The 12,794-nt window shown below is 68.0% G+C and carries 13 protein-coding genes; 9 read left to right on the top strand and 4 right to left on the bottom strand.

The annotated features are described in order from the left end of the window. Positions 1–10 precede the first annotated feature (10 nt). On the top strand, positions 11–1,216 hold the full coding sequence (locus tag ACEOAB_RS28410; RefSeq protein ID WP_413749536.1) for a phosphoglycerate kinase: 1,206 nt from the start codon (positions 11–13) through the stop codon (positions 1,214–1,216). A gap of 87 nt (positions 1,217–1,303) precedes the next feature. Then, positions 1,304–2,752 carry a pyruvate kinase gene (gene pyk / locus ACEOAB_RS28405; RefSeq protein ID WP_007829060.1) on the top strand — a complete coding sequence of 483 codons (1,449 nt, stop codon included), beginning with the start codon at positions 1,304–1,306 and terminating at the stop codon, positions 2,750–2,752. A 102-nt stretch (positions 2,753–2,854) separates the two neighbouring features. Here the strand turns inward: pyk and ACEOAB_RS28400 are convergent, their stop codons facing one another. Further along, a complete protein-coding gene (locus ACEOAB_RS28400) occupies positions 2,855–3,871 on the bottom strand; it encodes a 1-aminocyclopropane-1-carboxylate deaminase (RefSeq protein ID WP_056592939.1) in 1,017 nt (338 codons plus the stop codon). A gap of 136 nt (positions 3,872–4,007) precedes the next feature. On the opposite strand from ACEOAB_RS28400, the gene ACEOAB_RS28395 reads away from it, so the two are divergent. The 3 genes from ACEOAB_RS28395 (at position 4,008) to ACEOAB_RS28385 (ending at position 6,685) form a co-directional block, all read left to right on the top strand. Beyond that, positions 4,008–4,493, top strand: coding sequence for an Lrp/AsnC family transcriptional regulator (locus ACEOAB_RS28395; RefSeq protein ID WP_413749538.1), 486 nt, complete (start codon positions 4,008–4,010; stop codon positions 4,491–4,493). Between the two features lie 119 nt (positions 4,494–4,612). Continuing rightward, positions 4,613–5,677 (top strand): class II fructose-bisphosphate aldolase, encoded by a 1,065-nt coding sequence (gene fba, locus ACEOAB_RS28390; protein ID WP_413749539.1) that lies wholly within the window; start codon positions 4,613–4,615, stop codon positions 5,675–5,677. A 102-nt stretch (positions 5,678–5,779) separates the two neighbouring features. Beyond that, on the top strand, positions 5,780–6,685 hold the full coding sequence (locus ACEOAB_RS28385; RefSeq protein WP_056592934.1) for a phosphoribosylaminoimidazolesuccinocarboxamide synthase: 906 nt from the start codon (positions 5,780–5,782) through the stop codon (positions 6,683–6,685). Positions 6,686–6,704: 19 nt separating this feature from the next. Here ACEOAB_RS28385 and ACEOAB_RS28380 read toward each other — a convergent pair whose 3' ends face one another. Further along, complete coding sequence (locus ACEOAB_RS28380; protein ID WP_413749540.1) at positions 6,705–7,157, bottom strand: META domain-containing protein; 453 nt, start codon at positions 7,155–7,157, stop codon at positions 6,705–6,707. Between ACEOAB_RS28380 and ACEOAB_RS28375 the strand changes: the two genes are divergently transcribed. Then, positions 7,156–7,326 carry a hypothetical protein gene (locus ACEOAB_RS28375; RefSeq protein ID WP_157610090.1) on the top strand — a complete coding sequence of 57 codons (171 nt, stop codon included), beginning with the start codon at positions 7,156–7,158 and terminating at the stop codon, positions 7,324–7,326. The two genes, ACEOAB_RS28380 and ACEOAB_RS28375, sit on opposite strands and share 2 nt — an antisense overlap. On the opposite strand, the gene ACEOAB_RS28370 is transcribed toward ACEOAB_RS28375, so the two are convergent. Further along, positions 7,290–8,210 carry a tetratricopeptide repeat protein gene (locus tag ACEOAB_RS28370; protein WP_056592928.1) on the bottom strand — a complete coding sequence of 307 codons (921 nt, stop codon included), beginning with the start codon at positions 8,208–8,210 and terminating at the stop codon, positions 7,290–7,292. The two genes, ACEOAB_RS28375 and ACEOAB_RS28370, sit on opposite strands and share 37 nt — an antisense overlap. A gap of 36 nt (positions 8,211–8,246) precedes the next feature. On the opposite strand from ACEOAB_RS28370, the gene purE reads away from it, so the two are divergent. From purE to ACEOAB_RS28355, 3 genes are read left to right on the top strand one after another with little or no spacing between them, the layout of a single operon-like run. Continuing rightward, positions 8,247–8,798: a 5-(carboxyamino)imidazole ribonucleotide mutase gene (purE, locus tag ACEOAB_RS28365; RefSeq protein ID WP_413749541.1), complete on the top strand. Its 552-nt coding sequence runs from the start codon at positions 8,247–8,249 to the stop codon at positions 8,796–8,798. Next, the gene (locus ACEOAB_RS28360) at positions 8,795–9,997 is read left to right on the top strand and encodes a 5-(carboxyamino)imidazole ribonucleotide synthase (RefSeq protein ID WP_413749542.1); all 1,203 of its coding nucleotides are present in this window, start codon (positions 8,795–8,797) and stop codon (positions 9,995–9,997) included. The genes purE and ACEOAB_RS28360 overlap by 4 nt, the downstream gene beginning before the upstream one ends. After that, positions 9,994–10,995 carry an L-threonylcarbamoyladenylate synthase gene (locus tag ACEOAB_RS28355; RefSeq protein ID WP_495653276.1) on the top strand — a complete coding sequence of 334 codons (1,002 nt, stop codon included), beginning with the start codon at positions 9,994–9,996 and terminating at the stop codon, positions 10,993–10,995. The genes ACEOAB_RS28360 and ACEOAB_RS28355 overlap by 4 nt, the downstream gene beginning before the upstream one ends. Positions 10,996–11,113: 118 nt before the next feature. On the opposite strand, the gene ACEOAB_RS28350 is transcribed toward ACEOAB_RS28355, so the two are convergent. Continuing rightward, positions 11,114–12,676, bottom strand: a complete 1,563-nt coding sequence (locus ACEOAB_RS28350; RefSeq protein WP_413749545.1) for an alpha/beta hydrolase family protein — start codon at positions 12,674–12,676, stop codon at positions 11,114–11,116. Between the last annotated feature and the right edge of the window lie 118 nt (positions 12,677–12,794).

Below are 12,794 nucleotides of genomic sequence, written 5' to 3'. Positions count from 1 at the left end.
CTCCAGACCCATGAACGTCATTCGATTCACCGACCTCTGCGCACAGGGCAAGGCCGCCGGCCAGCGCGTCTTCATCCGTGCCGACCTCAACGTGCCGCAGGACGACGCCGGCAACATCACCGAAGACACGCGCGTGCGCGCTTCCGTGCCCTGCATCCAGCTGGCGCTCGACGCCGGCGCGGCCGTGATGGTCACCTCGCACCTGGGCCGCCCGACCGAAGGCGAGTTCAAGCCCGAAGACTCGCTGGCCCCCGTCGCCAAGCGCCTGGGCGAACTGCTCGGCCACCCCTACGAAAATGGGGTGCCGCTGGTCTCCAACTGGGTCGACGGCGTCGACGTCAAGCCCGGCCAGGTCGTGCTGCTCGAGAACTGCCGCATCAACAAGGGCGAGAAGAAGAACGACGAAGCGCTGTCCCGCAAGCTCGCCGCGCTCACCGACATCTACGTGAACGACGCTTTCGGCACCGCGCACCGCGCCGAAGCCACCACCTACGGCATCGCGCAGTTCGCCAAGGTGGCCGCGGCCGGCCCGCTGCTGGCGGCCGAGATGGACGCCATCAGCAAGGCGCTGGCGCAGCCCAAGCGTCCGCTGGTGGCCATCGTGGCGGGTTCCAAGGTCAGCACCAAGCTCACCATCCTCAAGAGCCTGTCGGCCAACGTCGACCAGCTGATCGTCGGCGGCGGCATCGCCAACACCTTCATGCTGGCGGCCGGCCTGAAGATCGGCAAGTCGCTGGCCGAGCCCGACCTGGTCGACCAGGCCAAGGCGGTGATCGAGGCCATGCGCGCGCGCGGCGCCGACGTGCCGATCCCGGTGGACGTGGTCACGGCCAAGACCTTCGCGGCCGATGCAGCCGCCACCGTCAAGGACGCGAACGACGTGGCCGACGACGACCTGATCCTGGACATCGGCCCCAAGACCGCCGCGATCCTGGCCGCGCAGCTGCGCGAAGCCGGCACCATCGTCTGGAACGGCCCCGTGGGCGTGTTCGAGTTCGACGCGTTCGCGGGCGGCACCAAGGCCATCGCGCAAGCCATCGCCGAGAGCAGCGCCTTCTCGATCGCCGGCGGCGGCGACACGCTCGCGGCCATCGCCAAGTACGGCATCGAGAAGCAGGTCGGCTACATCTCGACCGGCGGCGGTGCCTTCCTCGAAGTGCTGGAAGGCAAGACCCTGCCGGCCTTCGAAATCCTGGCCAAGCGCGCGGCGGGTTGATCCCGGCGGCGGGGAATCTCGCGAGGGTGACTTCCGTCAGACACACAAAGTGTATACAGTAGCGAATACAAAACGGAGACTACCTTCATGAGCACGGACCGCATCCCCCGCCACGCCACCAAGATCGTTGCCACGCTCGGTCCGGCGTCCAACACGCCGGAACTGCTGGAAAAGATGATTCTGGCCAAGGTCAGCGTGGTGCGGCTGAACTTCAGCCACGGCACGGCGCAGGACCACATCGACCGCGCCGCCATGGTGCGCGAAGCCGCCCGCAAGACGGGCCGCGAAGTGGCCATCATGGCCGACCTGCAGGGCCCCAAGATCCGCGTCGGCAAGTTCGCGCAGGGCAAGGTCTGGCTGGAGCCGGGCGCCAAGTTCGTGCTCGATGCCTCGCGCACCGAGCCCGGCGACGCCGACGCCGTGGGCCTCGACTACAAGGACCTGCCGCGCGACGTGAAGCCCGGCGACAGGCTGCTGCTGAACGACGGCCTGATCGTGCTCACGGTGGACGCCGTCAAGGGCGAGGCCGTGCACACCACCGTCAAGCTGGGCGGCGAGCTGTCGAACAACAAGGGCATCAACAAGCAGGGCGGCGGCCTCACGGCGCCCGCGCTCACGGCCAAGGACATGGAGGACATCAAGACCGCGATGAGCTTCCAGGCCGACTACGTGGCCGTGAGCTTCCCGAAGAACGCCACCGACATGGAAATGGCGCGCCAGCTGTGCAACGTGGCGGCGGCCGAGTTCGGCCACAAGCCCGGCATGATCGCCAAGATCGAGCGCGCCGAGGCCATTCCGAAGCTGGAGGAAATCCTGCGCGCCAGCGACGGCATCATGGTCGCGCGCGGCGACCTCGCGGTGGAAGTCGGCAATGCCGCCGTGCCGGCGCTGCAGAAGAAGATGATCCGCATGGCGCGCGACATGGACAAGGTGGTGATCACCGCGACCCAGATGATGGAGTCGATGATCACCAACCCCGTGCCCACGCGCGCCGAAGTGAGCGACGTGGCCAACGCCGTGCTCGACGGCACCGACGCCGTGATGCTCTCGGCCGAGACCGCCTCGGGCCGCTATCCGCTCGAAACCGTGCAGGAGATGAGCCGCATCTGCGAAGCCGCCGAAGGGGCCGAGGACAAGACGCTCGACGCCGACTTCAGCGGCAAGACCTACAGCCGCATCGACCAGTCGATCGCCATGGGAGCGCTGTTCACAGCCCACCACCTGGGCGCCAAGGCCATCGTGGCGCTGACCGAGTCGGGCGCCACGCTGCTGTGGATGAGCCGCCACCGCGCGCACATTCCCATGTACGCACTGACCTCGCGGCTGGCCACGCAGCGCAAGCTGGCGCTGTACCGCAACGTGCGCCCGCTTCTGATGGACTCGCAGACCGACCGCGACACCGCGCTCGAACAGGCCGAGGCCCATCTGAAGAAGCGCGGCATCGTGCAGAGCGGCGACGTCTACGCGATCACCTGCGGCGAACCGATGGGTGCCCCGGGCGGCACCAACATGCTGAAGATTTGCCGCGCGAGCTAGGCACTCCCCCAGGCTTCGCGCACTTCGTGTCGCTTCTCCTTCCCCCTCGCCGGGGGCAACACCTGCGGCCCGGCAAAGCCGGTTCCGCGGTGTTACTGGCACTCAACCGTTACGAAATAGGAAGCTGTAGGCGTTCAGGGCGGGCACGCCGCCCAGGTGCGCGTACAGCACCTTCGAGCCGGCCGGGAATTCGCCCAGCCGCACCTTCTCGATCATCCCGTGCATCGACTTGCCCTCGTACACGGGGTCGGTCAGCATGCCTTCGAAGCGCGCGCACAGGCGGATGGCCTCCAGCGTGCCGTCGTTGGGCAGCCCGTACTCGGGGCCGCCGAAGCGGCGGTCGAGCACCACGTCCTTTTCGGTGATGTCGCGGCCCAGCTCGACCAGCTCGGCCGTGTTCTTCGCAATGCGAAGAATCTGGTCGTAGGTCTGCTGCGGCTTGGCCGAGGCGTCGATGCCGATCACGCGGTCGGCCCGCCCGTCGGCCGCGAAGCCCACCACCATGCCGGCCTGCGTGCTGCCGGTGACCGAGCAGACCACGACGTAGTCGAACTTGAAGCCCAGCTCGGCTTCCTGCTGGCGTACTTCCTCGGCGAAGGCCACGAAGCCGAGGCCGCCGCGCGGGTGTTCCGAGCAGCCCGCGGGAATCGGGAACGGCTTGCCGCCGGCCTTGCGCACGTCGGCCATGGCCTCTTCCCAGCTCTTGCGGATGCCGATGTCGAAGCCCGCCGCATCGAGCCGCACGTCGGCACCGAGGATGCGCGACATCTCGATGTTGCCGACCCGGTCGTACACCGCGTCCGAGTAGTTGACCCAGTTCTCCTGCACCAGCACGCACTTCATTCCGAGGTGCGCGGCCACGGCGGCGACCTGCCGCGTCTGGTTCGACTGGATGCCGCCGATGGACACCAGCGTGTCGTAGCCGCCCTCGAGCGCCTCGGGAATCAGGTATTCGAGCTTGCGCGTCTTGTTGCCGCCGAAGGCCAGGCCGCTGTTGCAGTCCTCGCGCTTGGCATACAGGTCGACCTTGCCGCCGAGATGCGCGCTCAGCCGCTTCAGCGGGTGGATCGGCGAGGGGCCGAAGGTCAGGGCGTGGCGGGGAAATTTCTTGAGATTCATGGCGGAGGCTCCAGTGCGTTGGGGCCTTCGATCGTAGGAAGAACGGCTCGCAACGTGCTTGCAAAATTTTCTGGATTCGATCGACAAAAAAATGCACGATGACCAGATCGAATGTTTTTATCCCACAGAAAGAGTAATGAGCACAACAAAATTGCGTATTCCGCCGGAGCTGGATCGCACCGACCGCGCCATCCTTCGCGCCCTGCAGCGCGACGCCTCGCTCTCGAACGTGGCGCTGGCCGCCAAGGTCAACCTCAGCGCCGCCGCCTGCCTGCGCCGCGTCGAGCGGCTCAAGGCGGCGGGGCTCATCAAGGGCATCGTCGCGCTGCTCGACCCCGACGCGCTCGACCTCGGCATGCTCGTGATGATCGGCGTAGTGCTCGACCGCTCCACGCCCGATTCCTTCGCCGACTTCGAGAAGGCCGCGCAGAAGGTGCCGGGCTGCCTCGAATGCCACGTGGTCACGGGCGAGTTCGACTACTTCATGCTCCTGCGCACGCGCGACAGCGACAGCTTCAACCGCCTGCATGCCGAGCAGCTGCTGTACTTGCCGGGCGTGCGGCAGATCCGGACCTTCGTGGTGCTCAAGCAGGTGCTGTCGACCACGCAGCTGCCGATCTGAGGACAGGGGGCGCCAAATCGGCGTCAGTGCCGTCCCACAAGGGGGCTCGGTAGAATTGCGGCAGTTTTCTCTCGTCTTTCCGCCTTCTTCTTCCCCTAATTCCAGCGAGGTATTTCCCCATGGCACTCGTCTCGATGCGCGAACTGCTCGACCATGCCGCAGCCAATGGCTACGGCATTCCGGCCTTCAACGTCAACAACCTCGAACAGGTCCAGGCCGTGATGGAGGCCGCCAAGGAAACGGGCGCGCCCGTCATCCTGCAAGCCAGCGCAGGCGCGCGCAAGTACGCCGGCGAAGCCTTCATCAAGCACCTGATCCAGGCCGCCATCGAGCAGTACCCGAACATCCCGCTGGTGATGCACCAGGACCACGGCCAGAGCCCGGCCATCTGCCAGGGCGCCATCGACCTCGGCTTCTCCTCCGTCATGATGGACGGCTCGCTGCACGAGGACGGCAAGACGCCGGCCTCGTTCGACTACAACGTCGACGTGACCCGCAAGGTGGTTCAGCTGGCGCACAAGGTCGGCGTGACCGTCGAAGGCGAACTGGGCTGCCTGGGCTCGCTCGAAACCGGCCTGGCCGGTGAAGAAGACGGCATCGGCGCCGAGGGCGTGCTCGACCACTCGGCCCTGCTGACCGACCCGGAAGAAGCCGCCCAGTTCGTCAAGGCCACGCAGCTCGACGCGCTGGCCATCGCCATCGGCACCAGCCACGGCGCCTACAAGTTCACGCGCAAGCCCACGGGCGACATCCTGTCGATTTCGCGCGTGAAGGAAATCCACGCCCGCCTGCCCAACACCCACCTGGTGATGCACGGCTCGTCGTCGGTGCCGCAGGACCTGCTGGAAATCATCCGCAAGCACGGCGGCAACATGAAGGAAACCTACGGCGTGCCGGTCGAGGAAATCCAGGAAGCCATCAAGTATGGCGTGCGCAAGATCAACATCGACACCGACATCCGCCTGGCCATGACCGGTGCGGTGCGCAAATTCCTGGCCGAGAACCCCGAGAAGTTCGACGCCCGCGAGTGGCTCAAGCCCGCGCGCGAAGCCGCCAAGCAGATCTGCAAGCAGCGCTACATCGAGTTCGGCTGCGAAGGCCAGGGCGCGAAGGTCAAGGGCGACAGCCTGCAGGTGGTCGCTGCCAAGTACGCTAAGGGCGAACTGGCGCAAGAAGTCATCTAAAACTTCGCCGTGATTCGAAGGCCACCGTTCGCGGTGGCTTTTTTCTGCGCGCACAATCCGCTTTCACCGTCCCACGTTCCCACCGCATTTGCCGTTGCTCCCATGACCACCGTCCACACCTCCTCCATCCAGAGCCTGCCCCTGCTTGCGCGCGGCAAGGTGCGCGACAACTACGCCGTTGGCGAAGACCGCATCCTGATGGTCGCGAGCGACCGGCTCAGCGCCTTCGACGTGATCATGGGCGAGCCCATTCCCGGCAAGGGCGAGATCCTCACGCAGATGGCGCTGTGGTGGTTCGACCGGCTCGGCCAGCTGTGTCCCAACCACCTGACCGGCGACGCGCCCGAGAGCGCGGTCACGCCCGACGAAGTGCCGCAGGTCACGGGCCGCTCGATGCTGGTCAAGCGGCTGAAGCCGATCCCGGTCGAGGCCGTGGTGCGCGGCTACCTGGCCGGCAGCGGCTGGAAGGAATACCAGGAATCGCGCTCGGTCTGCGGCGTGCCGCTGCCCGAGGGCCTGACCAATGCCAGCAAGCTGCCGCGCCCGATCTTCACGCCCGCCGCCAAGGCCGCAGCCGGCGAGCACGACGAGAACATCAGCTACGAGCGCGTGGTCGAGATCGTCGGCCCCAAGCTGGCCCAGCAGATCCGCGAGACCAGCATCGAGATCTACGAGACCGCCGCGCAGATCGCGCTGGCCAAGGGAATGATCATTGCCGACACCAAGTTCGAGTTCGGCCTGGACGAAGCCGGCACGCTGGTGCTGATGGACGAGGTGCTCACGCCCGACAGCTCGCGCTACTGGCCGGTCGAGGGCTACCAGGCCGCGCTGGCCGCCGGCACCAACCCGCCGAGCTACGACAAGCAGTTCGTGCGCGACTGGCTCGAAGCCACCAAGATCAACGGCAAGCCCTGGGACAAGACGCCCCCGGCGCCGCGCCTGCCGGCCGAGGTCATCGAGAAGACGGCGGCCAAGTACCGTGAGGCGCTCGAGCGCCTGACGGGCTGATCCCGGTCTTTTTCTTCTTTCAGCGTCCGCTGGTGCTCAGCGTTGCCACGGTCCGACCGCTGGCGTTGAGCAGTGCAAGACGTTCGGGGCCCGCGAGGCTGTAGCTCGCGGTGCTCTGCAGGGCGGAAATGAACTGCGCCTCGTTGGCGCCGCGCGCTGGGTCGGTGCAGGCCATGCGGGTCGAGGCCAACTGGCCGATCTTCAGGGAGATGCCGCTGCGCGTGAACGTGCCAGAAAGGCGGTTGCAGCCGCCCGAGCCGCTGAGGCGCCCGCTGCTGCGATCGAACTGCACCTGCGCACCGTTGCCGGGCGCGACGGGCTCGTCGCCCAGCTGAACCAGTTGCCAGGCTGGGCCTTCGATCGGCTCGTCGAGGCTGATGCCGCTCCCGCAGCCGGTCAGGACGGCCAGCAGCGCCGTCGCGGCGAGAACGGGGGGCGCGGTGCGGCGGGCGAGGCGGGCGAAGGAGCGCATGGCCGGTCTTTCCTTTTCGAATTTGCAACAAGTTGAATCGGGCGTGATCGTATGCGACGAGGCCCCGCTCGCCAATGCCGCCGCGTTCACGGGGGAGGCCATGAAAAAAGCGGCCCGCAGGCCGCTTTCGCATCAGCTCAGCACCACGCTGCTCAGGCGGCGCCGGTAGGTTGCCACCACCGGATCGTCCGGCGGAATCTGCCCGTCGGCCACCTTCACCTTCGGCGGCTCGATCACATCGAGGATCGCGATGTAGGTCTTGCGGGCGAGGTCTTCGCTCCAGGTCTTGTCGCGCATGAGGATGTCGAGCAGCTCGTCCATGGCGTCGGTCCAGCGCTGCGCGGCCATCAGCAGGCGGGCGCGGCCGAAGCGGGCGTCGAAGTCACGCTTGTTGGCGGCGATCTTCGCCTCGAAATCGGCCATCGCGGGCGCCGTGCCTGTAGGCGGTGCTGCGAAATCGATAGCGTCCATCCAGCGCTGCAGCGCATCGAAGCGGCGCACCAGCGTGGTCTTGGCGATCACGGGCGCAAAGGCGACCTTGGCGTCGTCGTGGCGGCCTTCCTGCAGCAGCAGCTTGATGTAGTCGAAGCGGGCGTCGTCGTTGGCGGGGTCGGTGGCCACGGCGTGCTGCAGTCTTTCGAGAGCGCTCCCCGTGTCGCCTTCGGCCAGCGCTTCCTGCGCGGCTGCTTCCTCCGAGGCGGCCTCGGCCTCGTCGGCGCCCGGCACGTGCTTGTCGAGGAACTCGCGGATCTTCTCGGCCGGGATGGCGCCGACGAAGCCGTCCACCGGCTGGCCGTCCTTGAACATCACGCAGAACGGAATGCTGCGCACGCCGAACATCTCCGACAGCTGCGACGAGATCTGCGGCACCTTGTCGGCGTCCAGCTTGGCCAGCGTGAAGCGGCCGGCGTACTCGACCTCGAGCTTTTCGAGCACCGGGCCGAGCTGTTTGCAGGGGCCGCACCATTCGGCCCAGATGTCCAGCAGCACCGGCGTGGCGACGGAGCCTTCGATCAGTTCGGCCTGGAAATTTTCGAGAGTGATGTCGATCATCGGAACCAACTGAGGGTGAAACGTAAAATTGAAACCATGAACGAAACCATTCAGGTCGGTGTAGTGATGGGCTCGAACTCCGATTGGGAGACGATGCGCAACGCGGTCGAGATTCTCCAGCAATTCGGAATCGGGCACGAAGCCAAGGTGGTCTCGGCCCACCGGATGCCCGATGCGCTGTTCGCATACGCCGAAAGCGCCGCCGGGCGCGGGCTCACGGCGATCATCGCGGGCGCGGGCGGCGCGGCGCACCTGCCGGGCATGCTGGCCTCGAAAACCACGGTGCCGGTACTCGGCGTGCCGGTGGCCAGCCGCCATCTGCAGGGCGTCGATTCGCTCTACAGCATCGTGCAGATGCCCAAGGGCGTGCCGGTGGCCACCTTCGCCATCGGCAATGCGGGCGCAGCCAACGCGGCGCTGTTCGCGGTGGCGATGCTGGCGGTGAACGACCCGGCGCTGCGCGCGAAGCTCGACGCCTTCCGCACGGCGCAGACCGCCGCCGCCGAAGCCATGACGCTGCCGCCGGCCCCCGCCGCGGAGGCGCCTCCCGTTTCTCCTTTCTCGCCGCAAGGCGGAGGTGCCCTGTGAGCCAGAACGGCGACCTGCCCATTCTTCCGGGCGCCACGCTCGGCGTGCTCGGCGGCGGACAGCTGGGGCGCATGTTCGCCCACGCGGCCCAGCGCATGGGCTACTTCACTGCGGTGCTCGACCCCGACACCGACAGCCCCGCCGGCCGCGTGAGCCACCACCACATCCACACCGATTACGACGACATCGACGGCCTCGCCCGGCTCGCGGGCCTGGCCGACGCGGTGACGACCGAGTTCGAGAACGTGCCGGCGCCCTCGCTGGAGCACCTGGCCGTCGCGCGGCCGGTGTCGCCCGGCGCCTCGGCCATCGCCATCGCGCAGGACCGCATCGCCGAGAAGGCCCATTTCACCCGCTGCGGCGTGCCCTGCGCGCCTTACGCAGTCATCGAAACCGCGGCGCAGCTTGCCGCCGTCGACGACGGGCTGCTGCCCGGCATCCTGAAGACCGCGCGGCTGGGCTATGACGGCAAGGGCCAGCAGCGCGTGAAGACGCGCGCCGAGCTGGTCGACGCCTGGCAGGCCACGGGCTGCGTGCCCTGCGTGCTCGAGAAAATGCTGCCCCTCGAATTCGAATGCTCGGTCATCCTCGCGCGCAGCCGCGACGGCCAGATCGTGCACTTCCCGCCGCAGCGCAATCTGCACCGCGACGGCATCCTCGCCGTCACCGAGGTGCATCCGCAGAACATGCCGAAGACGGTGGCGCAGGGCGCGATCAACTCGGCCAAGAGCATTGCCAACGGTTTGGACTACGTCGGCGTGCTGTGCGTCGAGTTCTTCGCGCTGGCCGACGGCTCGCTGGTCGTCAACGAGATGGCGCCGCGCCCGCACAACAGCGGCCACTACACGATGGAAGCCTGCGACGTGTCGCAGTTCGAGCTGCAGGTGCGCACGCTCGCCGGCCTGCCGCTGGCGGCGCCGCGCCAGCACAGCCCCGCGATCATGCTGAACCTGCTGGGCGACCTGTGGTTCCCCGCGGGCGATGACAAGGCTGCCAAGCCCGTGTCGCCGCGCTGGAGCGAAGTGCTCGCGCTGCCGGGCGTGCACCTGCATCTCTACGGAAAGATCGACCCGCGGCGCGGCCGCAAGATGGGCCACCTCACGCTCACCGGCGCCACGCTCGAAGCCGTGCGCACCACGGCCTCGCAGGCCGCGCAGCTGCTGGGCCTGCCGGCGGTGATCACCGCCGACCTCGCATGATCCTCGACGGCCACGCCCCCGAAGCCATCGCCGAAGCCACGCGCGTGCTGCGCGCGGGCGGGCTGGTCGCGTTCCCGACCGAAACCGTCTACGGCCTGGGCGCCGACGCGAGCAGCGACATGGCCGTGGCCGGCATCTTCAAGGCCAAGGGGCGGCCCTCCGACCACCCGCTGATCGTCCACGTGGCGGCCGGCATCAAGGGCACCGAGTCGTTGTCGCGCTTCGCCCAGCCGCTGCCGCTTTTCGCGCAGAAGCTCGTGCAGGTCTTCTGGCCCGGCCCGCTCACGCTGATCGTCACGCGCCAGCCCGGCGTGGGCGCGGCGGCGGCGGGCGGACAGGACACCATCGGCCTGCGCTGCCCTTCGCATCCCGTGGCGCAGGCGCTGCTCGAAGCCTGTGCCGAGCAGGGCGTGCCCGGCCTCGCAGGGCCGAGCGCCAACCGCTTCGGCCGCATCAGCCCGACCACGGCGCAGCATGTGTTCGACGAGTTCGGCGGTGCACTGCTGGTCGTGGATGGTGGCGCGTGCGAGGTCGGCATCGAGTCGACCATCGTCGACTGCAGCCGCGGCGCGCCCGTGCTGCTGCGGCCCGGCCTCATTACGCGCGCGCAGATCGAGGCGGCCTGCGGCGAGAAGCTCAGCGACCGCGAAGTGCTCGAGACGCCCGACCCACGCGCCTCGGGCACGCTGGAGGCGCACTACGCCCCGAACGCCAAGGTGCGCCTGATGGACGCCAAGGCCATCCAGACCGGCCTCGACGTGCTGGGTGCCAACGCCGCGCACATCGCCGTCTGGTCGCGCGCCCCGATGCGCAGCCGTTCGCAGCGCGTAGTGCTGCGGCGCATGCCCGACGACGCGGCGGCGAGCGCCCAGTTGTTGTTCGCGGTGCTGCGCGAGTTCGATGCGCAGGGCGTCAAGCTGATCTGGGTCGAGTCGCCGCCCGACACGCACGAGTGGGAAGGCGTGCGTGATCGTTTGCAGCGAGCATCTGCGGCCTGAACCAGGCTAACCCCCAGGCTCGCCCACTTCGTGTGGCCGCCAACCCCCTTGCAGGGGGCAATACCTGCGGCCCGGCACAGCCGGTTCCGCGGTATTTCTGGAGTGGGCTCTGTCTCGCTCAGCCCCCCGCTGCCAAGACGCCCTGGAAGAAGCCCCGCGCCGATGCCAGGCAGAACGGCGGCGCCAGCGTGCCGTGGTACGCGAGCATGACCGCCTGCGCCTTGTCGGACGCGCTGCCCGCTGTGTTCTGCGCCAGCAGGTCCTTGGCCTGCGCGAAGCCGGCGCGCGCGGTCGAGTAGGCGTCGATCGCGGCCGAATCCTCCAGGTCCACCACCGCCAGCGCGGCGGCCGGCACGCCCTTGGCGCGGAAGTAGCCCGAGGTGGCGCGGGTGCTGAGGAAGTTCACCGTCGGGTCGTTGGCGCCGCCGCACATCAGCATTGGCCGGATCGGTACCCAGTTGCGCAGGTCGTTGGCGACGGCCGCCTTGCGCAAGCCCGTCGAAGGCTTGCAGTCCAGCGGCGAGGTCGTGCTCAGCGACGCCGCCGTGGCCGGCAGTGCGTTGCCAGGGCAGGGCGCGGCCAGGATGTCGCCGGCCGCTTGCGTCAGGAAGCTCTGCTTGATCAGGTTGTTGGCGCCATAGAAGATCGACAGCGAAGGGCTCACCGGCCCCGGCGTTGCATTCGCCGGGAACAGCGCCAGCTGCGGCAGCTTGCCGCTGGAGAACAGCGTGCCGGGCGTCAGGCTCGGCAGCAGGGTGTCGATGCCGGTGGCGTACTGCGCTTCGTAGATGTCGCTGGTGGCGTTGTAGACGTTGCCGAACTGCTGCTGCCAGCTGGTCGACAGCAGCGGCACGAACAGCGTGGAGCCCAGCGCCGGCCAGCCCAGGTAGGTGTAGTCGGACAACAGGCTGATGGCAGAGGGCGCCGACAGCGGCGCCGAGGCCGTCACCGTCTTGCCCGTCGCCTGCATCTCGCGGTGCGCCGCCATCGCGACATAGCCGCCCTGCGAGTAGCCGGTGATGAACAGCGAGCCGGCGTCGTTCGCGTCGATGCCCGAGAAGGTCTTGCGCGCGGCCGTGAGCGCGTCGACCATGTCCTTGCCCTGCTGGTCGCCGTCGAGGTACGGGTGGTAGGGCAGCGTCGACTTGTCGTAGCCCGCGTAGTTGGGCGCCACCACGATGTAGCCCTGCGCCGCGAACATGGCGGCAATCATCAGGCCCTCGCCTGCGGCCGGCTGCGTGCTGTCGGTCCACTTGGCGAGGTTGTAGGCCTTGGCGGCGGTGGTGCCGTGGGCATAGAGCACCACGGGCCGCTGGCCGCCGCAGGCCACGTCGGCGCCGGTGGGCACCATGATCGCGGCGGTGGCGTTGGTCGCCTCGTTCTTCGCGCCGATGGTGCGGTATTCGAGGTAGCGCACGTCGATGCCGCACTTGGGCGTGCCGGCCACCTGCAGCACCGCCTTGCCCTGGTCGCTGGCCTGCAGGCTAGCCTTGAACTGGTCGGCGGTCAGCTTGGCCGTCTGCTCGGGCGGGTTGGTGACCACCGAGCCCCGGCCGGTGTCGACTGCGGGCGGCGGAAAGCCAACGCCGATGCCTCCTCCGCCACCGTCCCCCCCGCCGCAGGCGGAGAGCAGCAACAGGGTTGCGCCTGCGAGCGCCGTCAAGGCGGCTGTCTTGCGCATCAGGACGAACGAGGGGGGGCGTGGCTTTGTCAAGGCATGTCTCCTGCGTTGGATTTGTACTGAATAGAACGACCGTCCGATTCTGTGCAGTGCCATGGCCGCGCGCAAGCGGCATTTG

It is taken from the genome of Variovorax sp. Varisp53 (assembly GCF_059491555.1).
This window is presented reverse-complemented; position numbering and strand designations above follow the sequence as displayed.